The 22,227-nt window shown below is 50.3% G+C and carries 22 protein-coding genes; 10 read left to right on the top strand and 12 right to left on the bottom strand.

Annotation, left to right across the window (positions count from 1 at the left end; all coding sequences use genetic code 11):
- The first annotated feature begins 50 nt into the window (after window positions 1-50).
- Window positions 51-815 carry an SDR family oxidoreductase gene (locus ACYU8Y_RS07780; protein WP_460935889.1) on the top strand — a complete coding sequence of 255 codons (765 nt, stop codon included), beginning with the start codon at window positions 51-53 and terminating at the stop codon, window positions 813-815.
- Between the two features lie 207 nt (window positions 816-1,022).
- Window positions 1,023-1,880, top strand: a complete 858-nt coding sequence (locus ACYU8Y_RS07775) for a dienelactone hydrolase family protein (RefSeq protein ID WP_460935887.1) — start codon at window positions 1,023-1,025, stop codon at window positions 1,878-1,880.
- A 249-nt stretch (window positions 1,881-2,129) separates the two neighbouring features.
- Here ACYU8Y_RS07775 and ACYU8Y_RS07770 read toward each other — a convergent pair whose 3' ends face one another.
- From ACYU8Y_RS07770 to zwf, 4 genes are all read right to left on the bottom strand, one after another.
- The gene (locus ACYU8Y_RS07770) at window positions 2,130-2,318 is read right to left on the bottom strand and encodes a hypothetical protein (RefSeq protein WP_460935885.1); all 189 of its coding nucleotides are present in this window, start codon (window positions 2,316-2,318) and stop codon (window positions 2,130-2,132) included.
- A 99-nt stretch (window positions 2,319-2,417) separates the two neighbouring features.
- The gene (gene pgl, locus ACYU8Y_RS07765; protein WP_460935883.1) at window positions 2,418-3,143 is read right to left on the bottom strand and encodes a 6-phosphogluconolactonase; all 726 of its coding nucleotides are present in this window, start codon (window positions 3,141-3,143) and stop codon (window positions 2,418-2,420) included.
- Between the two features lie 41 nt (window positions 3,144-3,184).
- Complete coding sequence (locus tag ACYU8Y_RS07760; RefSeq protein WP_460935882.1) at window positions 3,185-3,526, bottom strand: cupin domain-containing protein; 342 nt, start codon at window positions 3,524-3,526, stop codon at window positions 3,185-3,187.
- A gap of 83 nt (window positions 3,527-3,609) precedes the next feature.
- The gene (zwf, locus tag ACYU8Y_RS07755; protein WP_460935880.1) at window positions 3,610-5,109 is read right to left on the bottom strand and encodes a glucose-6-phosphate dehydrogenase; all 1,500 of its coding nucleotides are present in this window, start codon (window positions 5,107-5,109) and stop codon (window positions 3,610-3,612) included.
- 129 nt (window positions 5,110-5,238) lie between these two features.
- On the opposite strand from zwf, the gene rpiB reads away from it, so the two are divergent.
- The 7 genes from rpiB (at window position 5,239) to ACYU8Y_RS07720 (ending at window position 12,716) form a co-directional block, all read left to right on the top strand.
- Window positions 5,239-5,670 carry a ribose 5-phosphate isomerase B gene (rpiB, locus tag ACYU8Y_RS07750; protein ID WP_460935878.1) on the top strand — a complete coding sequence of 144 codons (432 nt, stop codon included), beginning with the start codon at window positions 5,239-5,241 and terminating at the stop codon, window positions 5,668-5,670.
- 11 nt (window positions 5,671-5,681) lie between these two features.
- Window positions 5,682-7,448, top strand: a complete 1,767-nt coding sequence (locus ACYU8Y_RS07745; protein ID WP_460935876.1) for an ABC transporter ATP-binding protein — start codon at window positions 5,682-5,684, stop codon at window positions 7,446-7,448.
- Between the two features lie 15 nt (window positions 7,449-7,463).
- Window positions 7,464-9,590: an FUSC family protein gene (locus tag ACYU8Y_RS07740; protein WP_460935874.1), complete on the top strand. Its 2,127-nt coding sequence runs from the start codon at window positions 7,464-7,466 to the stop codon at window positions 9,588-9,590.
- A gap of 150 nt (window positions 9,591-9,740) precedes the next feature.
- Window positions 9,741-10,358, top strand: a complete 618-nt coding sequence (locus tag ACYU8Y_RS07735) for a 3'-5' exonuclease (RefSeq protein ID WP_460935872.1) — start codon at window positions 9,741-9,743, stop codon at window positions 10,356-10,358.
- Between the two features lie 4 nt (window positions 10,359-10,362).
- Window positions 10,363-11,478, top strand: coding sequence for a helix-turn-helix domain-containing protein (locus ACYU8Y_RS07730; RefSeq protein ID WP_460935870.1), 1,116 nt, complete (start codon window positions 10,363-10,365; stop codon window positions 11,476-11,478).
- 103 nt (window positions 11,479-11,581) lie between these two features.
- A complete protein-coding gene (locus tag ACYU8Y_RS07725; protein ID WP_460935868.1) occupies window positions 11,582-12,091 on the top strand; it encodes a hypothetical protein in 510 nt (169 codons plus the stop codon).
- 25 nt (window positions 12,092-12,116) lie between these two features.
- Window positions 12,117-12,716 carry a YceI family protein gene (locus ACYU8Y_RS07720; RefSeq protein WP_460935866.1) on the top strand — a complete coding sequence of 200 codons (600 nt, stop codon included), beginning with the start codon at window positions 12,117-12,119 and terminating at the stop codon, window positions 12,714-12,716.
- Between the two features lie 29 nt (window positions 12,717-12,745).
- Here the strand turns inward: ACYU8Y_RS07720 and ACYU8Y_RS07715 are convergent, their stop codons facing one another.
- The 4 genes from ACYU8Y_RS07715 to ACYU8Y_RS07700 all read right to left on the bottom strand — a co-directional run bounded on the left by ACYU8Y_RS07715 (window position 12,746) and on the right by ACYU8Y_RS07700 (window position 17,333).
- Entirely contained in the window at window positions 12,746-13,897 is a 1,152-nt protein-coding gene (locus tag ACYU8Y_RS07715) for a site-2 protease family protein (protein WP_460935864.1), read from the bottom strand.
- A 63-nt stretch (window positions 13,898-13,960) separates the two neighbouring features.
- Window positions 13,961-14,626 (bottom strand): HAD family hydrolase, encoded by a 666-nt coding sequence (locus tag ACYU8Y_RS07710; RefSeq protein WP_460935862.1) that lies wholly within the window; start codon window positions 14,624-14,626, stop codon window positions 13,961-13,963.
- A 208-nt stretch (window positions 14,627-14,834) separates the two neighbouring features.
- Window positions 14,835-15,788, bottom strand: coding sequence for an acetyl-CoA carboxylase carboxyltransferase subunit alpha (locus ACYU8Y_RS07705; RefSeq protein ID WP_460935859.1), 954 nt, complete (start codon window positions 15,786-15,788; stop codon window positions 14,835-14,837).
- Window positions 15,789-15,887: 99 nt separating this feature from the next.
- Entirely contained in the window at window positions 15,888-17,333 is a 1,446-nt protein-coding gene (locus ACYU8Y_RS07700) for an MBL fold metallo-hydrolase RNA specificity domain-containing protein (RefSeq protein ID WP_460935857.1), read from the bottom strand.
- 134 nt (window positions 17,334-17,467) lie between these two features.
- On the opposite strand from ACYU8Y_RS07700, the gene dacB reads away from it, so the two are divergent.
- Entirely contained in the window at window positions 17,468-19,030 is a 1,563-nt protein-coding gene (dacB, locus tag ACYU8Y_RS07695) for a D-alanyl-D-alanine carboxypeptidase/D-alanyl-D-alanine endopeptidase (RefSeq protein WP_460935855.1), read from the top strand.
- 60 nt (window positions 19,031-19,090) lie between these two features.
- On the opposite strand, the gene ACYU8Y_RS07690 is transcribed toward dacB, so the two are convergent.
- From ACYU8Y_RS07690 to ACYU8Y_RS07675, 4 genes are all read right to left on the bottom strand, one after another.
- Window positions 19,091-19,552, bottom strand: coding sequence for a response regulator (locus ACYU8Y_RS07690; protein WP_460935853.1), 462 nt, complete (start codon window positions 19,550-19,552; stop codon window positions 19,091-19,093).
- Window positions 19,509-20,984 (bottom strand): sensor histidine kinase, encoded by a 1,476-nt coding sequence (locus tag ACYU8Y_RS07685; RefSeq protein ID WP_460935851.1) that lies wholly within the window; start codon window positions 20,982-20,984, stop codon window positions 19,509-19,511. Before ACYU8Y_RS07685 ends, ACYU8Y_RS07690 begins: the two co-directional genes overlap by 44 nt.
- A gap of 50 nt (window positions 20,985-21,034) precedes the next feature.
- Window positions 21,035-21,574 carry an ATP-dependent protease subunit HslV gene (gene hslV / locus ACYU8Y_RS07680; RefSeq protein WP_046574578.1) on the bottom strand — a complete coding sequence of 180 codons (540 nt, stop codon included), beginning with the start codon at window positions 21,572-21,574 and terminating at the stop codon, window positions 21,035-21,037.
- Between the two features lie 108 nt (window positions 21,575-21,682).
- Window positions 21,683-22,162: an Lrp/AsnC ligand binding domain-containing protein gene (locus tag ACYU8Y_RS07675; RefSeq protein WP_460936055.1), complete on the bottom strand. Its 480-nt coding sequence runs from the start codon at window positions 22,160-22,162 to the stop codon at window positions 21,683-21,685.
- Window positions 22,163-22,227 lie beyond the last annotated feature (65 nt).

Raw genomic sequence — 22,227 nt, 5'->3', positions numbered from 1 at the left:
CGACGGACTGTAAAGCTCAATTTTGTGCCATCATTCTTGAACACAACACGATGGCAACTGAAAACAAAATTGCATTAGTGACCGGCGGCAGTCGGGGTTTGGGCAAAAACATGGCCCTCAGTTTAGCGAAAAAAGGCATTGGTGTGGTGCTTACGTACAACAGCCGGCAAGACGAGGCACAATCGGTCGTAGCTGAGATAGAAGCGCTCGGCCAAAAGGCGGTGGCGCTACAACTTAACACCAGCGACGTCCGGAGTTTCGACGCGTTTTATGAACAGCTCAGCACTGCCCTGCAAAACACCTTTACGGCAGACCGCTTCGACTTTCTGATCAACAATGCCGGTACGGCTTCGTACGCCTTGTTTGCCGACACGACCGAAGCGCAGTTCGACGAGATGGTGAATATCCATTTGAAGGGTGTCTTTTTCCTGACGCAGAAGGCCTTGCCCCTACTCAACGACGGGGGGCGGATCATCAACATTTCGACGGGACTGGCCCGTTTCGCCACGCCGGGTTACCCGGCCTATGCCAGCATGAAAGGGGGAGTGGAGGTCTTCACCCGATACCTAGCCAAAGAGCTGGGCGAACGGGGCATTGCGGCCAACGTAGTTGCTCCGGGTGCCATTGAGACCGACTTTGGTGGAGGCCTTGTGCGGGACAACTCCCAGATCAACAGTCACCTGGCCTCGGTTACGGCGCTGGGTCGTGTTGGTCTGCCCGATGACATCGGCGGAGTAGTTGCGTTTCTGTGCACCGAGGAAGCCCGCTGGATCAACGCGCAGCGCATTGAGGTTTCGGGAGGGATGTTTTTATAAAAAAAACCCGCGCATAAAGCCGGGGTCTGTGTCTTCACAAACCCTTTTCGGGTTCAGACCAGTGGTTTGGTTCGACCGGGTTGAAACCTGGTCGGACCAAACCACTGGTATTGAATGAAGTTACTGTCTTGAGAACCCGCTTTACGCGTTTGTATTTCCGTGAACGATTCGTCAGTTTTACAGGATAAGCCCTTAACCAGACGACTCATGGATCAACGCATTATCAATCTCTTCGACGAATACACGCATAAACCATTAAAACGCGACGATTTTTTAAAACGACTAGCGAAACTGACGGGCAGTATGGCCGCAGCATTAACTGTTTTACCGCTCCTGGAAGTTAATTATGCGCATGCTGAAACGGTGCCTCAGCAGGACGACCGCATCAAAACCGAGTCGGTTACGTTTCCCGGTTCAGATACGACAATGAAGGGCTATCTGGCCCGGCCAGCAGCGGCCGGCAAGTACCCTTCTGTGGTAGTCATCCACGAAAACAGGGGATTGAATCCGCACATCGAGGACATAACCCGCCGGTTAGCGCTGGCTGGTTTTCTGGCAATGGCCCCCGATGCTCTTTCGGCTGCGGGCGGAACACCAGCCGACGAAACGCAGATGCGCGAACTATTCGGCAAACTGGATCCTCAGAAAACCCGTGAGAACTTCGAGAAAGCCCTCGACTATCTTAAAACACGTCCTGAAAGCAACGGTAAAGTTGGGTGCGTTGGTTTCTGCTGGGGAGGTGCTATGGCCAACCAGCTCGCCGTTCACTATCCTGACCTCAAAGCTGCGGTCCCCTTCTACGGTCGCCAGCCCGAAGCCGCCGATGTTCCTAAAATAAAAGCCGCCGTGCAACTCCATTACGGCGGTCTGGATGAGCGTATCAATGCAGGCATTCCCGCTTATGAAGAAGCCCTGAAGAAAGCAGGCGTTCCCTACGAACTGTATGTATACGAAGGTGCTCAACACGCCTTCAACAACGATACGGCGCCCACGCGTTACAACGAAGCCGCAGCAAAGTTAGCCTGGGAGCGGACAACAAAATTTCTGAAGGCCAAACTGGTGTAGCGAACCCGCCACTCAATAATAATTCAGAACAATTTAGGTAGTATTTGTTTGTCTCTGTCAGCGGCCCCTTTTAGTGCTGAGTGGTAACGGATTATCAATTCGTTGATAGCTGCCATTCATACCGCAATTTTTTAGCTGTTTTTGCGCAAACAATAACCAAAAAGTTGGCAAAATCAGAAAAATAAAAAATTACGATGGGTTACTTTAGTTTGCGAAGCGTATTAATGACGTAGAAATCTACTAACCACTTCAATTTACCAACGACATGGCAAAATCTGCATTCTTCTTTCTGTCAATGATGGCTTTGGCAACAGCCTGCTCTAGCTCTAAAACTGAATCAACCACATCGACAACGACTGTATCTGACAGCACGTCGATGATGAGCGATTCAACGAAAATGACGACCGACTCGTCATCGACCATGACGAGTGATACCACAAAGAAAGACTCGATCAAGTAGTCTTTTTTTGTGCCCTGTATACTGACAAAGGCCCTCATTATTGAGGGCCTTTGTCAGTATACAGGATTGATCTAAGCTTAATTTTTCAGAAGAGAAGCCGCTTTTTCATCAACCAGCCAAACCAGTTCCCCATCAGTCGGTTTGATAACCTGCGATGGGTATTTATCCGGATTGTAATCTCCTTCCAGCACCTCTTTCAGCGGATCCGCTTTCTTAGGACCGGCCACCAGAAACGCGACACAGGAAGCCCGATTCACAATCGGGGCTGTTAAGGTCAGCCGGTACATGTCCTGTTGCGTCAGGAAATAGGCTTTGGTCCAGGCAGTTGCCTCATGGACCACTTCCGTACCGGGGAACAACGAAAGCGTGTGGCCATCGTCGCCCATACCGAGCAAAACGAGGTCGAAGGTGGGCCCGGTAGTTCCAAAATAATCATGTAGCACCCGGTCGTAATCAGCGGCAGCAGCCTCGGGTTCGAGGTCCGTACGCCAGACATGAATCTGCTCTTCGGGCGTATAAACGTGTCCGAGCAGGGTGTCATAGGCCATACCCGCGTTGCTTTGCTCATCGTCGATAGGCACGTAGCGTTCATCGCCCCAGAAAACGTGCAGTTGAAGCCACGGAATCTGGTCAACGTAAGGAGCCTTCGCCAATAACTCGTGTAGCGCTTTGGGTGTACTTCCCCCCGACAGGGCAATCGTGAAGCGATCCTGCGTTTTAAGTACTTCTTTAATACGCTTGGTAATAAAGTCAGCAGCAGCCTTAGCCAGATCGGCCGGGTTCTTCTTTATAATGAGTTGCATAACAGACAGTTCAGCTTTCGCTCATACTATTGAGCAACAGGTTAATAGACAAAATCTTCGCGCATGGGCGTGAACACATCGACCAGTACGCCAGCCTCTTCACAAACGGCTCCGTGCCAAACATTCGGTGGAATATAGTAAACATCCCCCGCCCGAACGGTTCGCGTTTCATCGCCGATCAAGATGGAAAATGCACCGCTGGCGACATAGCTCATCTGCGTATGGACATGGCTGTGCGCTGCCCCAATGCCACCGGTTTCAAACGCAACTTTGACCATCATCAAATTGGCATCGTAGGTCATAATTTTGCGCTTTACGCCCTCGGTTACCTGTTCCCACGGTAAGTTTTGGTCATCAACAAATAGGGCAGCGAGTTGGGTCATGGGTCTGTGGAATTTGGTTTGAAATTCTCTTCGTGGTTCATGTCCTCTTGGACCACGGAGAGAATTTCAAACCGTTAATACCTTTATTTCATCATCCACTGAAAGCCATCTTTCTCCACCAGTTGCCGGGCCGCGTCGGGGCCCCAGGAACCGGGTGCATAGTTGGGGAAATCGACGGTCTCGGATTCCCAGGCTTCCAGAATCGGGGTAACAACTTTCCAGGCCGCTTCAACCTGATCGGCCCGCATAAACAGCGTAGCGTCACCGGTCATTACATCCAGCAACAGGGTTTCGTAGGCTTCCGGCTCCTGCCCTTCATAAGCCTCTTTGTAACTGAATACCATCTCCACCGGGTCGATGGCGAGGGTTTGTCCCGGCCGTTTGGCCTGGAACCGCAACCGAATGTCCATAGCCGGTTGGATACCGATTGTCAGTTGGTTCGACGACCAATTTTCGGTGGCTTCGTCGGGGAAGGCGTAGTTGGGAGCGGGTTTAAACTGAATATTGATGACCGTTGCTTTTTCGGGAAGCGACTTACCGGTACGCAGGTAGAAGGGTACATCTTCCCAGCGCCAGTTGTCGACAAACAACTTAACCGCGGCAAACGTCTCCGTTTTTGAATCGGGCTTAACGCCTTCCTCCTCGCGGTAGCCTGGAATGGCTTTCCCGTCTTTTTCACCGGGACCATACTGGCCCCGAACAGCAATATCCTTCACCTGATCGGGCTTAATCCGGCGGATGGCATTCAATACATCCACTTTTTTATTACGAACCTCGTTGGCGTCGAACGAAATAGGCGCTTCGGTAGCCACCATACAGAGCATCTGAAGCAGGTGATTCTGGATCATATCCCGCAGCGCACCAGACCCTTCGTAATAACCGCCCCGGCCTTCGAGACCTACCGTTTCCGAAGCAGTAATTTGTACGTATTCTACATACCGCCGGTTCCAGATTGGCTCGAACAGGGAATTGGCAAAGCGAAGGGCCAGAATATTTTGTACCGTTTCTTTTCCTAAATAGTGGTCGATTCGATAGATCTGCTCTTCGGCAAACAGGCCGCCCAACAGCGTATTCAGTTCCTGCGCCGTTTTGAGATCATGCCCGAATGGCTTTTCTACCACAATTCTAACGCGTGATTTATCACAACAAAGTTCGAGCTTGCCCAGGTTTGTGGCAATGCCAGGCACCAGTTGGGGCGCTACAGCCAGGTAAAAGACAATATTGGCCGGGCCGCCCCATTCACCCTCTTTCTGGGATACGAAGTCGCTAAGTTTGGTATACGCAGCGGCATCGCCGGCGTCCATTTGCAGGTAGGAGATAACTTTTGAGAAAGACGTCCACTTGGTTTCCAGGTCATCTTTCCGCCGGGAAAAGGACTGTACGCCTTCGAGCAACCGCTCTCGGAACGATTCGTCCGAGTACTCACTCCTACCCAATCCAACTACCGCAAATTGGTCTGATAAGTAGTTATCGAGCGAAAGATTATAAAGCGCAGGGGTCAATTTGCGAAGATTCAAATCTCCGCTGCCACCAAAGATAAATAAGATCGTTGCCGATGGGCGCTGATTAGTAGCTGGAATCATAGTCAGTAGTATTGACGAGCTGCAAATTACCGCCAGTCTGTTTTCCGAACAAGTTTACTCCGTTAAGGTTTCATCTTAGCACATGATTCTACTACTTTTGGCTGTTGTTTTAATTCCTATCGTTTACATATGAAAATTGCCATAGGCTCCGATCACGCTGGTTTCCGCTACAAAGAAGCGATCAAACAATTTCTCACCGGTCTGGGACATGAGGTTGTTGACAAGGGCACGTATGCCGAAACCCCCTCTGTAGACTACCCCCTTTTCATCCGTCCCGTTGCCGAAGCCGTTGCTGCCGGTGAGGTGGAGCGGGGTGTCGTGCTGGGTGGTTCGGGCAATGGCGAAGCGATCATGGCCAACCGCATCAAGGGCGTGCGCTGCGGCCTGTGCTGGAATGAAGAATCGGCCCGGTTGTGCCGCCAGCACAACGACGCCAACGTGATATCAATTGGTGAACGAATGATGAGCGAAGAAACGGCCCTTAGCCTGGTTAAAATCTGGCTCGATACGCCCTTTGAAGGTGGTCGGCACCAAGCCCGCATCGAGGAGCTGGACCGGTAACTGATCAGCCCATGCGCATACTCTGGACTTACCTGAAACCGTACCGCTGGCTGGCCGTGCTGGCGTTAGCATTGGCGGGTATTGCCCAGATATTGGCCCTGGTCGACCCAATTATCTTCGGTAAACTTATCGACGAATACGCGACCAATCCCGGCAGGAAAACCGACTCGGAAAAGATCAACGGGGTGTTGTTCCTGCTGGGAATAGCCGTCGGGGTGGCTGTTCTGTCCAACATAACCAAGGCATTTCAGGAATATGCCACGCGGCTGGTTGTCCAGAAATTCGGTACGGACATTTTCAACGATGGCCTCAAACAAACCCTTCGGTTATCGTACCAGGAGTTTGGCGATCAAAGCAGTGGAGCCACGCTGTCGATTCTGCAGAAAGTCCGAACGGACACGGAGAAATTTATCAATGCCTTCGTCAATATCCTGTTTTCATCGCTGGTCGGCATTGGCTTTCTGATCTGGTATGCCGTTACGAAACACTGGGCGCTGGTTCCGGTGTTTCTGATCGGCGTATTGCTGCTGGGCGGCCTGACGGGTTTGCTCAGCACCCAGATCAAAACCACCCAACGGTCGATCAACCGCGAAACAGCCCTGCTGTCGGGCGTCATTACCGAGTCACTCCGCAACATTGAACTGATCAAAAGTTTAGGCCTGACGTTTCCGGAAATCCGACGATTGAAGGTCCAGACAGGACGCATCTTCGATCTGGAAATGTTTAAGGTAAAACGGGTTCGGCTGCTTTCGTTCTGGCAAAGCACGACCCTCAATATCCTTAAGCAATCAGTCCTGTTCACGCTGCTCTGGCTTATTTTCCGGCATGTGTTAAGCACCGGTGAACTGATTTCCATGCAGTTTATTTCGGTGGCTATTTTCAACCCGCTACAGGAGTTGGGCAACATTATTCTGGCATATCGCGAAGCCGAAGCGGGCCTGCATAGTTTCGACCAGCTGATGCAGAAACCCATCGAACGCAATCCGGAATCGCCAATCGTTGTCGGACCACTGGAGCGATTGCGCTTCGACGATGTCGTCTTCCGACACCATGGCGCTGGTCAGAATGCCATTGATGGCGTTTCCTTCGAAGCCGAACTGGGCGATACGATTGCTTTTGTGGGGCCATCCGGCTCCGGAAAATCCACGATGGTCAAGCTGTTGGTAGGGCTTTACCGACCCGTCGACGGGGAGATTTATTACAATGACATTTCCACAAAAGACATTCGGTTCAATCCGATGCGTCGGCAAATCGGGTTTGTTACCCAAGACACCCACCTGTTTGCCGGAACCATCCGCGAAAATCTGTTATTTGTCAAACCCGATGCCACCGAAGCCGAAATGCTCGACGCACTGGATAAAGCGGCCTGCGACCACCTGCTGGCCCGCTCAGCCAACGGGCTCGACACGCAAATTGGTGAGGGTGGCCTCAAAATGTCGGGGGGCGAAAAGCAACGGCTATCCATTGCCCGCGCTCTTGTCCGGCACCCACGCCTGTTAATTTTCGATGAAGCAACGTCGGCACTCGATTCGCTGACCGAGGAAGAGATTACGGATACCGTCCGGAGTGTATCGGCCCTGAATGAGCAGATTACCATCCTGATCGCTCACCGCCTGTCGACCATCCTGCACGCGAATACTATTTTCGTGCTGGAGAAAGGTAAAATTGTTGAAATGGGCAGTCATGATGCCTTGGTTGCTCAAAAAGGCCTATATTATGCCATGTGGCGGCAACAAATCGGCGAACGCCGAACAAGTCTGACTTCGATTGGACAGTAATTACGGCGTCTCCTTATGAATAAGCCTAGTCGGCAGGTCAGTTATTTTTTGTCCAGCCAGTATTTTTCAGATGGTTTGCGTACAACGCTGTCCATTCTGCTGCCTTCTCTACTACTCGCTCAGTTCGGGCAGCTTCAGTCGGGGATGGCCATGTCGCTGGGAGCCCTGAACGTCAGCCTGAGTGACGCTCCCGGACCCGTCATGCACCGGCGCAACGCAATGGCGATCAGTGCGTTGATCAGCTTTTCGGTAACCTTCATAACGGGCTTCGCCCGGATGCACCCCTACGTTTTAGGCGTTGAAATATTCCTGTTCAGCTTTTTCTTCTCCATGTTTGCCATCTACGGCAACCGGGCCACATCTGTCGGAACAGCCGCTTTGCTCATCATGATTCTAATGATCGACCGGCCACTCGATGCGCGGGGTGTCGTACATGAGAGTACGTTAGTGCTGGCCGGGAGTATTTGGTACAGTACCATTAGTTTAGTGGCGTCGCGGCTGCAACCTTACCGGCTGGCACAGCAGGCTCTCGGGCAATGCATTCATGAGATCGCCAAGCTCATGGCGATCAAGGCAGATTTTTACGACACCAGTACCCAACTGGACGACAACTACCGCCGACTGATTGCTCAGCAGGTCGATGTAAGCGAAAAGCAGGATGCGGTTCGGGAAGTGCTCTTCAAAAGTCGGCGAATCGTCGCCGAGTCCACACGTACAGGGCGGTTATTACTGCTGACGTTTGTGGATGTAATCGACTTGTATGAGCAGATCATCGCCATGTATTATGACTATTCCGACATCCGTGATCGTTTCGGGAAGTCGGGCGTGCTGGATGAGTTTGCCCGCTCCATTCGTCGGTTGTCGGTCGAACTGGATCACATCGGCTTAGCCATTCAATTACCCGTACCGTTTCATAGACCCGTCGCCAGCACGGTCGAACTGGAAAAACTAAAACGCAGCATCGACGCCCTCGGCGATCAGGACGGCAGTACCCTGGTTCTTAAAAAAGTGCTGGTCAGCCTGCGCACAATCAGCCAGCGGGTCAGTACCCTGCAAAAAAACCTGGCTTCGACCAAACTGAATACGGTCGATAACGAGGCTATGGAATACGGTCGGTTTGTTTCTCACCAGGAAATCGACCTGAAATCATTTCTGGATAACCTGTCCCTCAAATCCTTAACTTTCCGCTACTCGATACGGGTCGCCATTGCCATGTTACTGGGGTTTGTCATTACCAAACTCCTGCCCTATGGCCACCATAGTTACTGGGTATTGCTGACGATTTCGGTGATTTTAAAACCCGCTTTCAGCCTGACCAAACAACGAAATATCCAGCGGATTAGCGGCACACTGGCCGGGGGCATCATCGGGGTGCTTGTATTGACCTTTTTCCCCAATAAAAATGTCCAGTTTGGCTTTATGGTGCTGTTCATGCTAGGCACTTACAGCGCCCAGCGGATCAATTACATCGTCATGGTGATTTGTGTAACGCCTTTTGTACTCATTCTCTTCAGCTTTCTGGGCGTGAGCTACCTGGGCGTCGCCGAAGAGCGTTTTTTCGATACATTGCTGGGAGGCATCATTGCGCTGACGGCCGGGTATGCATTTTTTCCGCAGTGGGAATCGGATCAGTTAATCAAACCCATGAAAGCGATTCTGCACGCCAACATTCGGTATTTACAACTACTGCTCGATAGCCTGTCTGGGAGGGAAATCAATTTGATCGAATATAAACTGGCCCGAAAGGAAGTATATGTCACATCGGCTAACCTATCGGCGGCTTTTGACCGAATGCTGTCTGAACCGAAACACAAACAGCGCAATGAGAAGCTGATTTATGAATTCGTTGTTCTAAATCACATCCTGTCAGCCAACATCGCCACGATCACATCGGCACAAATAGGTACTCAGCCTACGGTTTACCCGGCTACGTTGCTGCGCCCAGTCAAACGGGCATTGTTTACGCTGACCGAAAGCCTTCGTCGCTTGGGTACAGTTACGGACAAATCTATTCAGGATTCAACGTCAGTCCCTTCACTCCTTGTAGAAAACCCACCCGATCCACTACTGAGTGATCAACTGGCATTTATTCAGCAAGTTAGCAGCGATATTGGCAAGCTGGTGGAGCGGGTAGACAAATAAAAACGTCCCCGATAGACTCACTACCGGGGACATTTCTGGATGGTTATAGGTGAAACACCTTCAAAGCTCAGTTTGTTCCGACACAGAAAAACTGTCTAATAATTTTTCATTTTTTTTAAAATTCTCTCTACTGTATAAACGCTCAAAAGCATGCCTTACCTAGTTCTTGACCTCGAAATGACGGGACCAGAGCCTGATTACAACGAGATTATTCAGATTGGTGCTGTCCTGTTCGACGATAACTGGATCGAAAAAGGCACCTACCTCACAAATGTTTACCCGGAGAATAAGGAAGCCTTCTCGTCTTCTTCCGAAAAGATTCATAACTTATCGCTGGCTGAGTTGGAAGATGCGCCCATGATTTATGATGTACTGCCCGAGCTGGAAGAATGGATTTGTGCCCAGCTTGGTCTGCGCGTGCCCAAAGGACAGTTGGACCGCACCCCGTATTTGCGCGATGTGATCATTTGTGGTCAGAGCGTCATAAACGACATCAACTTTCTTAAAGAAGCGTACCGCTATGAGAAACTCAAATGGCCGTACTCCCGTGTGCTGCTCGATTTGCATACGCTGGCTTATTTTACGTTTCGCGTTCTAAAAGCAAACGGACAAAAAGTGCCGGACCGGCTGAGTCTCACGGCCATTGCGGGTTATTTTGGGTTCACCCGCGAAGACGGCTTTCATAATGCACTTGAAGATGCGGTACTAACGGCCAAATGCTTGAAAAAAGTCTTTAAACTGGCCGACGACATGAAACTGGTCGGCTAACCCCATGCAGATTCGCTTCGCATTTGAGGTAATCCTGGCGTTGTCCATCATCAATATCGGCTTTTTTTCGGCCGGACTACTGTGGTTTACCCGTTACAACCGGCTGGCTAACCGCTTTCTGGCGGGGTTGATGGCGGCTATTTCGTGCTGGCAAATTGACGGCTTCTTTCGGGTATCGGGCCTGTATAAACAAAATGCGGGGCTTTATTTTCTGCCCATTTTTTATTCATTCGCCTTTGGCCCGCTTATTTATTTTTACGTCAAAAGCCTGACAAACAGCAACTTTCGTTTTAAGCGAACCCACTGGCTGCATTTTGTGCCAGTTGCGGTTCAGGCATTACTTTATCTCTTTCTCACCTGCCAGTCTTACGAATTCAGAAACTGGTTTTGGGCAAACGTTCATTACCCGATCACCTATAGTATCGAATTCGACGGCACCTGGCTTTCGTTGCTGATCTACCTGATTTTATCGTTGCGGCTACTCCGAAAGTATAGTCATTATGTACAGGAAAACTTCTCGGAAACCAGCCGATTAACGCTACGGTGGCTTCAGATGTTGTTGGTAATTTTAGCCGTGGTGTGCGTACAATGGGCTGTCGAGCTTGTTCTACGCGATGTTTTTCATTCGTTTTACCAATATGACTATTCGTATGAGCTGCTTTGTCTGCTCCTGATTGTATTGGGCGTGGCCGGTTTGAAACAGGGCAATTTAGCTGGCGTGCAATTCAGAAATGATGGGGTAGCCGATATACCACTAAGCCCGGCAAAATCAGCCATCGATATAAACCCTGACCATGTCGAGCGCATTCGTCGGGCCCTGGACATCGACAAGTTATACCTTAACCCCACGCTGACCTTAACCGAACTTGCCCAGCATGTCGAGCTGAACCCCAAAGTAGTTTCGCAGGCCATCAATGCGGGAATTGGTAAGTCGTTCAATGATTTTGTGAACGACTATCGGGTTAACGAAGTAAAGCAGCGTCTGCGATCCAATGATCTGGCTCACCTTACGCTGCTGGGTATTGCCCTGGAATCGGGATTCAATTCAAAAACGACGTTTAACCGGATATTCCGTCAGCATACCGGGCAATCGCCAAGCGAATTTGCCCAGCCCAATTAGGCCCAAATCATCCGTTGGTACGTCCCAATCCTATTCTGGGGCGCCCGGGGCCACTTGAGCCGACACCTTTGTATCGTTCAAACGAAGTAAACCCGTTTCTGCGATGCGCACATTCTTTTTCCTCACAACCCTCATCACCGGCCTGTTCATTGGCCCCATTGCCATAGCCCAGCGTTCGATCACGGGCTGGTCCGACAAGAGCCGACTACTACCCGACAAGCTCCGTTCGTTGCCGGTTGGACTTACGCTCTGGCATACGAACAATCCCTGCGTGCCAACGCTGGAAGGCGGTACGTATTACTGGAAGCATGCCACGATGGTTCGCGCCGACGTTAGCGATCTCGAACTGGTGGAAGCAGGTAGCTTTATCTGGTACGACTCAACAGGATGGCACCCGAACATAACGTACGATACTAACCTGTTCGCTGAAAAATTTGACTGCCCCAATGGAAATTTAAAAAGTGGGCAAACCTACACATTCGACAAAAACTGGCGATTTGGCAAACAGGCATACGGGGGCGATGCCCTCTGGTATATCATTGCGAAGGATCACGAGGGAAAACGGTATAAAGGCTACGGCCTGATCGAGACAGAAGGTAAACCCACTAATTAATCACCCCAGTAAACCAGATACACCCATGAAACCGTTGACAATCCTTATCGTTGCTTTTGCTGTCGTACTTATGCTATCGACATCTGTTCAGGCACAGCCTCAATCGTTCACCATCGACCCCACTGCCAGCCAACTTACCTGGACGGGTTACGCTGAAGTAGGCTCCTGGGCGCCTACCGGTACCCTCCGTCTGGCCAAAGGACAGGTGACGCGTACGGGCAACCAGATTACCAGTGCGATAATGACGATGGATATGACCAGCATACGGCATGAAAATGAGCGGCTGCAAACGCACCTCCGGGATGAAGCGTTATTTGATGCCGCTCACTTCCCGACAGCCACGTTTGTGCTGCGGTCGTTGTCCGGTACGACGGCTACGGGGCAACTCACGCTAAAAGGCATCACGAAACTGGTTTCCTTCCCCGTTTCTGTAAGCCCAGATGGCACCAGTCTGCGCATCAAGGGTCGGGCGCTGATTGACCGGACGCAGTTCGGGATTCGGTATAACTCAACAAGTTTCTTTACTGATCTGGGGGATCAGGCAATCAAAAATGAGTTTGCCTTGCAGTTCGATGTCCTGGCCAAGCCGATTAAACTCGCTAAAGGAAGCGCCACGCGTTCATGAATCTCAAGAGAAGATTTATGACCACAGGATTAGTACATAAACGGCCGTGGGCTGAAGCACAGGATAAAAACAACGACCGCCAGCCAGCCCAGTACTTGCCGTTTGCCATTAAGAGGCTCTTCGAGTTCAGTTTCTGGATGGTAAATTCCCAGAAATCGCCCTAACACAAACGCAAATGCCAGAAAGCCAGAGTACCCCTCGATATCCGGCCGCACCCAGACAACCACCAATTGCGTGGCGACAACGCTAAGGGTAATAATCAGGGAAGTCATGCGGTTTTCGCTGATCCGCGAAAAAGCCAGATAGAGGAAGCCAATGTACAAGCCAAAGTTGCCTAACTCTGAGTAAAAAGCTTCATCGGTTTGTACGGCAAAATCGCTGGGCTTGAACATGCCCAGTCCGGCATAAAACGCAAATGCAGTAAACAGTACAGGGGAAACCCATTGAAACCGCTTGCGGCCGATGAGGGCGTACAAAATATGGCCACCGTCCAATTGGCCAATGGGAATCAGGTTCAGCGAGGTGAAAAACAAGGCCAGATAGCCCGCCATCAGATACGGATAGTGGATCATCTCGTACGGGTGCGGAATTCGGGCAGGATCGGCTACATGGTCCTTGAAAAAGTTAAACAAGAGATTGTCGCCAAGCCGAAGGGGAGAAACGCCTTCAGGTAAATTTTGATAGGCATAGCGGCCATAATCGAGTCCCCATTTCTGATATTCCGGGTGGATAGTAAAGATAAATTCGGGCGGTGGCAAGTGGGTGAAACCGTACCAAAGTACAATCAGTGCCAGGGCAAACCCGGCCAGTGGCCCGGCAATGCCAATATCGAAGTATTTCTGGCGGCTGTTGATGTAATCTTTTATCCGAATGAACGCCCCCAGCGTACCGATACTCTGGCCGATGCCAATCCATAATGGAATGTAGTAGGGCAAGGTGACCCGAACGTGGTTGGCTTTGGCCGTAAAATAATGGCCGAATTCATGGACGGTCAGAATAGCCAGAAAAGGAATCGAAAAATTGAATCCGTCCACAAACTCCGCCCAGCCGAGCGTTTTCATGCCCTCGATCGGAATGAACAACCGCCCAAACATCCACTCGGCTCCCGCCATGGTGGTTGTAATCAGGGTAATTAAAAAAAGACCTCCGTGGAGGAGGTACGTTTTGGTACTTCTATTCATGTACGATGTAGACTATATGACATACGGTATGGAACACATGGTGGTTACAACACACATCCAGTCTCATACATCCTTTAAATAATCTAGTATGGTCAACGGCGGCTCTACGTGTACAGCCTGAATGCCTAACCCGGCAGCAGCCTTGATGTTCGCAGCGTTGTCGTCGAAAAAAGCGGTTTCTTCGGCAACCAGGCCACCCTCAGACAACACATGCTGGTAGATTTCGGGCGATGGTTTTGCCAGACGAACCTCGTACGAATAAAAAACCCGTTCGAAAAGCTCTTCCAAAGGTGGCTGACTCATGCCTACCAATACGCTGTTTACTTTTCGGATGTGAATCGGACTGGTGTTGCTTAGCAGAAACAGGCGATAACCCGACTTCAATTGTTTGATCCGCTCGATGCGTTCGATTGGTAAGTCGAGGAGAATCGTATTCCAGGCCGTGTCAATTACCTCATCAGCCCATTGGTCTGATGCTACCGTTTCAGCACCCGGTTCGTTGGCCCGGTTTTTCAGCAACGTTCGGACATGCGCCCGAAAGGCATCGTCATCGATCAGGCCGGTTTCATACTGCCCAACGATGTCGTGTTGCATCCAAAGTTCCCGTACCTGCTCTTCGGGCAGGTTGGCCAGCATGGCAAAATTCCGAATGGGGGCGGTCAGATCTATCGGGATGATCACATCACCGAGGTCGAAAATAAGGTTTTTGAGCGTTGATGTATTGAGCATAACCTGCACGTATAGCGTCGGTTCGGGCGTTGCGTGAACCGGAAGCCAAAGATAACGTTAGATTTGCAGACAAACGGTGAAACAGGATGGCAAAGTTGACAGTAAAGCAACACCAGGCGCTTCGCCCAAACGAATGAAGCCGCTAGAAGAATCTCCCGGCGGCTTCATTCGCTAATTCTATGGCCAATCTAAAGATTGGTCCGGACACTTATTCCAGAACGACACCCATTTCGCAGAATTTATCAATGCGCTGATTGATACGCTCCTGCGGGTCAATGGCATTTAATTGTTCAATCGACTCTAGGATAACTTTCTTGAGCTGGTTGGCCATGGCCTGATGGTCGTTGTGGGCCCCACCAAGTGGCTCTTCCACAATATCATCCACCAGTTTATTCATCTGCATATCACGGGCCGTCAGCTTCATGGCTTCAGCAGCCTGCTCTTTAAAGTCCCAGCTACGCCAGAGAATGGTCGAGCAGTTTTCGGGAGAAATAACTGAGTACCAGGTGTTTTCCAGCATCAGCACTCTATCGCCGATCGCGATACCCAGCGCACCACCCGAAGCCCCTTCGCCGATAACGATACAAATAACGGGTACCGTTAGCATGAACATTTCTTTCAGGTTGCGGGCAATTGCTTCGCCCTGACCGCGCTCCTCGGCTTCCAAGCCCGGAAATGCGCCGGGGGTGTCGATTAGCGTAATAATAGGCTTGTTGAACTTTTCGGCCAGTTTCATCAGGCGCAATGCTTTCCGATATCCTTCGGGGTTGGGCATACCGAAATTCCGGTACTGACGCTGTTTGGTATTTCGTCCCTTCTGCTGCCCGATAATCATCACCGTTTGCCCCCCCAGCTCGCAGAAACCACCAACCATGGCTGGATCGTCGCGAACGGTGCGGTCGCCGTGCAGTTCGATAAACTGATCGCACATAAGCGAAATATAATCGAGCGTATACGGGCGATCGGGGTGCCGCGATAACTGGACGCGCTGCCAGCGGGTTAGATTCCGAAAAATTTCCCGTCGCAGTTTATCGATGCTCTGCTCCAGCACGTTAACCGCTTCGCTGACATTCACATTGCTGGTTTGCGCTAATTTCTTAGTCTCCTCCAGCCGTGCTTCAAGATCAGCGATGGGCTTTTCAAAGTCAAGGTATGTTCTCATGAAGTAGTAGTTGGAAGCGTGGAGCGAGGAGTTAGGCGTATCGTTCGGCGACTATAATGCGTCAGCCATTCTCACTTCTAACTCCTCACCCCTCGCTACTTATAACTCAAAGCTTTCGCCTTTTTTGGGGATAATCACCTGTGGGAAGCCTTCTTCGGCCAATGTGGCTTTAAATGACTCCATACTTTCATACTCACCGTGAACCAGGAAAATATTTTTGAGCGTTTCGGGCGATTGCATACGCACAAAGTTGATCAGGTCATTTCGGTCACCGTGACCGCTGAACACGTCGATTTTTTCGACATTGGCCAACACCTGATGGTCGGTCCCTTTGATACTGAGCGTTTGCTGCCCGTTCAATAAGCGCCAGCCGAGTGTTCCTTCAGCACAATAGCCAATTATCAGAATGGTCGCGTAGGGATTGCTGATGTTTTCGGCCACGTGGTATTCGACCCGACCGCCCTGCACCATACCCGACGATGAGATGATGATGCAGGGTTCGGCGAAATTGGAAACGGCTTTACTTGCTTTCGATGATTCCAGAAACTGGAAATTCTGAAAGTCGAACAACGTTTCGTTTTCCTTGTAAAACTCCCGAGCCTCCTTATTCAACATACTGATGTGCTGCATGTAAATTTTGGTGCTCTCGAATCCCATTGGGCTATCCGAAAATACCCGGATAGGCGGAAAATTTCGTTCTGTATAAAGCCGGTTGAGCGTATAAAGCAACGCCTGCGTCCGGCCAACACTGAACGATGGAATGATGAGCCGACCCGGTATGTCGATGCAGGTCCGCTGAATAATATCAGCCAGGGCATCTTCGGGCGTCATCAGGTTCTCGTGAAGGCGATTTCCATAGGTGCTTTCACAAACCAGGTAGTCAACGGCAGGCACCGTAGCCGGATCGACCAGGAGCGGGTAGTTTTTGCGGCCAATATCGCCCGAGAAACAAATACTTTTCCGCTCGCCCTTTTCCATCACATTGATCACAATGTGCGCTGCGCCCAGTAAGTGTCCTGCCGGGATAAATGTCACATCGACACCATCGGCAACCCTGAACTTGCGATTGAAGCCGATGGGAACAACATTCTCCATCGTTTCCCGAACCTGCTTGTCTAAGAACAAGTCCTTCTGCATCTGCACCTGCCGATCTTTCACCCGCTGTTTCTTACTGGCGTTCAGCTCGTTGATGCGCTTCTGATTAAGCGATGCTGAATCTTTGAGGAGCACATTCGTCAGGGCGAACGTAGGTTCCGTACAGAGTATCTGACCTTCGTATCCTTCGCGAAACAAATTGGGCAAATTGCCTGAGTGATCCACATGGGCGTGGGTCAGCAGGACCAGATTTATACTTGATGCCTCAAATGGGAAAAATCCCGGATGAGCAACGGCGGGGGGTGTTTGACCGTTTGAACTGGCCTCTCGTGGTGCGGAGCGCTCCAGATCGGAACCACAGTCAATTAGGATGCGGTAATCATCCTCCAGTTCCAGCAGATACATACTGCCAGTTACCTGCCGGGCCGCCCCCAAAAATGATAATTTCATGCGTGCAACTTTAACTATTCGGTGTCGTTTATTCGATATCTTAGGATAGGTGCTTTTAACGCAAGTTGGGTGGCGCAAACTTCGTAAGTTTGCAAAAGTACGAAATAGCCATTGAATCGCCTAACTGTTCCTGAATGCGCTTTATTCCCCATTTTCGGGCTGACCTTTCGTTTGTTTTGGTCGCCAGTCTGCTTGCTTTTTTCACCTCTTTACCCATATTCTCCCAACCCAGGCAACCAGCCGATTCGCTGGCTATTCAGCAACTGCTCAGGCAGGTAGAAACGTTCCAGGCGAGCCCGGCCATTCGATACGGAACCGTTGCGCTGTCGGTTCGGCGGGTACGCGATGGGGAGGAATTTATTAGTTATAACGCGAAGTTAAGCCTACCATCGGCCTCAACTCTAAAACTTATTACAACGGCGACCGCCCTGGCCGTGTTGGGACCCAACTATACATACACGACCAATCTTGAGTACGATGGCACGATAAAAGACAGTGTGTTGACCGGCAGTTTATACATCCGGGGCACGGGCGATCCCTCCCTGGGAAGCTGGCGATTTCCGGCTTATTATGAGTTGCCAACGCTACTCCGGAGCTGGTCGGACGCCGTCCGGGCTGCCGGCATTCGAAAAATACAGGGGGCGGTCGTGGGGGATGCCAGCCTGTACAATGACCTGACGACGCCAGGCACCTGGCCGTTTGGTGATCTGGGTAATTATTACGGAGCCAGTTTAAGCGCCCTGAATATTAATGAAAATCTGTACCGCGTTTTTTTCAGGCCAGGCAAATCCGTGGGTACACCCACCCGTGTGCTGCGTACGGATCCCGCACTCCCCTATATTAACTTTCAGAACACCGTTACAACCGATGCCGCCAACACCGGCGATCAGGTGAATATCTATGGAGCGCCATTTACGAATCAGCAGTGGCTGACCGGCAAAGTTCCCCTGGGTGAACCAGCCAACGAGTTCAGTGTAAAAGGCTCCCTGCCCGACCCCGCCTTTTTTGCCGCCTTTGCGCTTCAAAATCAGCTTATTCAGGATAGTATAACGGTCAGCGGATCACCCGTATCAGAAGGGGGCGGTTTACCCAAAACGGTGGTACCAACCGGCAAACGAACGCTTCTCAATCAGCACAAGTCTCCGTTGCTGACGGAGTTGATTCAACAGACAAACTACCAGAGTATCAATCTATACGCCGAAGCTTTTCTTCGAACGACAGCTCTGGCCTTGACGAAATCCGTTCCGTCGACGGAGGCTGGTGTAAACGCCCTAACGGCTTATTGGAAAAACAAAGGGGTCGATCTGAATGGGTTTCGAATTCGGGATGGAAGCGGCCTATCAACCGTGGGGTCACTGACAGCGGATAACATGACCGGGATTCTCAGCGCCATGGGTCGGGAGAAAGTTTTCCCCCAATTCTATGAAACGATTCCGGTTGTCGGACAAACCGGAACGGTACGAAATCTGGCTCGTGGAACGGCCGCAGCGGGTAACATTCGGGCTAAGAGTGGCTCCATCGAGGGCGTTCGTGCTTACGCGGGTTACTTCACAACTTTGGACGGCGAACGCATGAGTTTTTGCGTATTGGTCAATAAATTCACCCCTGGCCAGAACCGCGCCGTAACCAACGCGCTGGAGAAAATTTTCGTCAGTCTGGTTGGGCTAAACGGCAAAAGCGAACGAGCGAACGAATGAACGAGCGAAAATGGCTGGCCTCCGCATTTTTGCTCGTTCATTCGTTCGCTCGTTTACCTTTTATTCGTCTTCCGAGTGCTCGCAAACGGTTACGACATTGAACCAGTACTGGCCAATGGCTTTTGTTACTTCGCTTAGCCGTTGGAAGGTGGGGGGCTTTGTAATAAAGCTGTTGGCCCCATTAAAATAAGACGTTTCAATATCATCTTTGGCATCCGACGTAGTCAGCACCAGGATGGGGATATGGCGAAAAGTATCGTTCGATTTAATTTCCCGAAGGGCCTCCCGGCCATCTTTGCGGGGCATGTTCAAATCAAGTAATATGAGTTCAGGCAGCGTATGAGCTGATCCTGCATACTTCCCTTCATACCGTAGGAAATCTAGCAGATCTTCGCCATCTTCAGCGAAGGAAATACGGCTCGCTGGATAATGCTGATGAAATGCCTCCCGAGTAAGGTAACGGTCGTCTTCGTCGTCGTCAACTAGCAGGATATGAATAGGTTTCTGAAGTTGGTCGGTCATACTGTTGTTGTGATTGGCTTTCTGGTAAAACGACTACAAACGTGGTGCCGGCATTTGGTTGGCTGCGGGCCGTGATATAGCCGTGGTGATACATAACAACGCGCTTGCAAATAGCCAGTCCAATACCGGTTCCTTCGAAAGCGCTTTTGCCATGTAATCGTTGAAAAACTTTAAAGATGTGGTCAAGATATTTCTCCTCAAACCCGATTCCATTATCCTCGACGGTAATTTCAAAATAAGTACGGCCGGGTATCAATCCGGGATAAGACTCACCATCAATTGCCTGAACATGAATACGAAGTAGCGGCTGAACACCGGGTCGAATAAACTTTAAAGCATTGGAAATCAAGTTATTGAACAAGTGATCCATTTGACTGGCAATCCCTTCAATGTCAGGCAGGTTACCTACGTCAAGCTGAACATCCAACCCCTTGATTCGCAACTCCTGATCATCCAGAATACGCTGCACGGTGTCACGTAACGAAACCCGTTCGAAGTTCTCCCGGTGACTGGAAATACGGGAAAAATTCAACAGGTCTTTTATGAGTTTGGACATGCGCTCGGCCGAATTCGATATTTTGCCCATAAACAGCATACTATCCGCGTCGAACAAGTTACCATATCGATCAGTAATCAGATTGGCAAACGACTGAATTTTACGCAACGGCTCCTGCAAATCGTGGCTTGCCACAAAAGCAAACCGCTCCAGTTCTTCATTCGAGGCTTCCAGTTGTCGAATCTGGCCTCTTAACTGAGTGTCGTATGCACGCAACTGGTCTTCAGTCTGCTGCCGATGCGTCAACTCCTGCTCCAGCAACCGGTACAGCACAACTAATGTTAGGAATGTTAGCAGCGATAGGGCCGCAATAATAATGAGCGTGTTCCGAAAGGATCGATCGGCCTGCCGGTTTCGTACATCCATCAGGGTTTGCTCCGTTTCGTCCATCAACGCCACATGGGTCCGTAATAGATCCATTCGGCGTTTGCTATCCTCATTGATCTGGAGACTGTTTCTGTCCGAAAGCTTCGTTGTAAGGCGTACTTTTGTGATAGCCAGCTTTTCCTGAATAAGTTTTTCAAGAAGGATACGACGCCGGACCTGAATTCGATTGTCGGTGGTCAGGTTTTTCAGTTTCTTTACTTCCCCTGGCAACACGTTCAATGCCTTTCGATAGGGCTCCAGGTACGAGACATCCTTCGTGATCAAATACCCTCCTGAGCTGGCTTCAACGTCTTTTACCAGAGACAATATATTGTCAAGAGCTCTTATTACTTCGTACGTGTGACGAACCCGCTGCGTATCATTCCCATACTGAATGTAGCTGTAGAACGATATGGTAAACCCTGACGCAATCAGCACCATAGCGACCACAAAACCCATCGCAATGCGACGGTTCATGCGCCATGAGCCAATTGAGTTTACTTTTTCCATAACGGGGAGTAATGAAGGGCAAAGATAGATAACGTAGGGGTTATCTATACTTACAACGTCTCAACAACTAAATTATGGTTCGTATAGATACACACATCCGCAGCGATGTGCAGGCTTTCCCGAACCATTTCTTCAGCCGACAGGCCCGATGCATGTTTCTTCAGGGCCAAAGCAGCTGACTGAGCGTACATGCCGCCCGAGCCGATAGCTGCCACATCGGCATCGGGCTCAATGACGTCGCCAGTACCCGATACCAATAATAGATCATCTTTGGAAGCGACAATTAACATGGCTTCCAGTTTACGGAGATAGCGATCAGTCCGCCAGTCTTTTGCCAGTTCGATGGCAGCCCGTTTGAGGTTTCCGCCGTAGGCGTTGAGTTTTTCTTCGAAGCGTTCGATCAGTGTGAACGCATCGGCAGTAGATCCGGCAAAACCGGCCAGCACTTTTCCGCCCATCAGTATGCGTACTTTGCGTACGTTACTTTTGGCAACGGTGTTGCCCATTGTAGCCTGTCCATCGGCACCGAGCGACACCTGCCCGTTGTGCCGAATACCGACTACTGTAGTTGCATGAATTTTAGGTTGCATGAATTGTACATTGTTGATGTGTATAACACCAAGTCTGTGGTTTGTAGTTCGTGATTACCCGACGCAGGAAGCGATGTCGTTGGTTGATCTCGTCCATCGATCCAAAAACTATAGACTGTTTTCCGAAAAAGGAATAGGCCGGTTTACGCTCTCTTCGAGCGAGATGAAAGTTTCAGTGCGCTGAATGCCACTTACTTTCTGAATTTTATCGTGTAGCACTTCCCGCAGGTGTTGGGTGTCCCGGCAAACAATTTTGGCAAAGATGCTGTAGATACCGGTTGTGTAGTGGACGTTGACAACCTCCGGAATTTTTTCCAGCTGCCGGGAAACCTCCTCGTATAAAGAACTCTTGTCCAGGTAAATGCCCAGGAAAGCACTGATATCCCAACCGAGCTTCGCGTGATCAATAACCAGCTGCGACCCCCGCACGATACCCATCTGCTTTAATTTGTTCATCCGAACATGAACCGTACCGCCCGATACGAAAATACGTTTTCCTATTTCAGTATAAGCCATATTGGCGTCCTGCATCAGTAAACTCAGTATTTTCAGATCAGTATTATCAATTTCTAAATTTTTCTCCGTCATTTCGGCGCATTTTTTGATGAGTGCTAACAAAATTAGCTTTTTTTTGAACTGCTTATAAATTTTAG

The sequence above is a fragment of the Spirosoma humi genome (genome assembly GCF_054776575.1).
Note: the sequence above shows the minus strand (reverse complement) of the source record. Positions and strands in the feature narration are given on the sequence as shown.

Coding starts and splice junctions, on each gene's coding strand:
- ACYU8Y_RS07690 (WP_460935853.1), bottom strand. CDS start 19,552: ATGACCGACCAACTTCAGAAACCTATTCATATCCTGCTAGTTGACGAC.
- ACYU8Y_RS07740 (WP_460935874.1), top strand. CDS start 7,464: ATGAATAAGCCTAGTCGGCAGGTCAGTTATTTTTTGTCCAGCCAGTAT.
- ACYU8Y_RS07725 (WP_460935868.1), top strand. CDS start 11,582: ATGCGCACATTCTTTTTCCTCACAACCCTCATCACCGGCCTGTTCATT.
- ACYU8Y_RS07735 (WP_460935872.1), top strand. CDS start 9,741: ATGCCTTACCTAGTTCTTGACCTCGAAATGACGGGACCAGAGCCTGAT.
- ACYU8Y_RS07710 (WP_460935862.1), bottom strand. CDS start 14,626: ATGCTCAATACATCAACGCTCAAAAACCTTATTTTCGACCTCGGTGAT.
- ACYU8Y_RS07675 (WP_460936055.1), bottom strand. CDS start 22,162: ATGACGGAGAAAAATTTAGAAATTGATAATACTGATCTGAAAATACTG.
- ACYU8Y_RS07720 (WP_460935866.1), top strand. CDS start 12,117: ATGAAACCGTTGACAATCCTTATCGTTGCTTTTGCTGTCGTACTTATG.
- ACYU8Y_RS07730 (WP_460935870.1), top strand. CDS start 10,363: ATGCAGATTCGCTTCGCATTTGAGGTAATCCTGGCGTTGTCCATCATC.
- ACYU8Y_RS07715 (WP_460935864.1), bottom strand. CDS start 13,897: ATGAATAGAAGTACCAAAACGTACCTCCTCCACGGAGGTCTTTTTTTA.
- ACYU8Y_RS07775 (WP_460935887.1), top strand. CDS start 1,023: ATGGATCAACGCATTATCAATCTCTTCGACGAATACACGCATAAACCA.
- ACYU8Y_RS07760 (WP_460935882.1), bottom strand. CDS start 3,526: ATGACCCAACTCGCTGCCCTATTTGTTGATGACCAAAACTTACCGTGG.
- rpiB (WP_460935878.1), top strand. CDS start 5,239: ATGAAAATTGCCATAGGCTCCGATCACGCTGGTTTCCGCTACAAAGAA.
- dacB (WP_460935855.1), top strand. CDS start 17,468: ATGCGCTTTATTCCCCATTTTCGGGCTGACCTTTCGTTTGTTTTGGTC.
- ACYU8Y_RS07700 (WP_460935857.1), bottom strand. CDS start 17,333: ATGAAATTATCATTTTTGGGGGCGGCCCGGCAGGTAACTGGCAGTATG.
- zwf (WP_460935880.1), bottom strand. CDS start 5,109: ATGATTCCAGCTACTAATCAGCGCCCATCGGCAACGATCTTATTTATC.
- ACYU8Y_RS07685 (WP_460935851.1), bottom strand. CDS start 20,984: ATGGAAAAAGTAAACTCAATTGGCTCATGGCGCATGAACCGTCGCATT.
- hslV (WP_046574578.1), bottom strand. CDS start 21,574: ATGCAACCTAAAATTCATGCAACTACAGTAGTCGGTATTCGGCACAAC.
- pgl (WP_460935883.1), bottom strand. CDS start 3,143: ATGCAACTCATTATAAAGAAGAACCCGGCCGATCTGGCTAAGGCTGCT.
- ACYU8Y_RS07705 (WP_460935859.1), bottom strand. CDS start 15,788: ATGAGAACATACCTTGACTTTGAAAAGCCCATCGCTGATCTTGAAGCA.
- ACYU8Y_RS07780 (WP_460935889.1), top strand. CDS start 51: ATGGCAACTGAAAACAAAATTGCATTAGTGACCGGCGGCAGTCGGGGT.
- ACYU8Y_RS07745 (WP_460935876.1), top strand. CDS start 5,682: ATGCGCATACTCTGGACTTACCTGAAACCGTACCGCTGGCTGGCCGTG.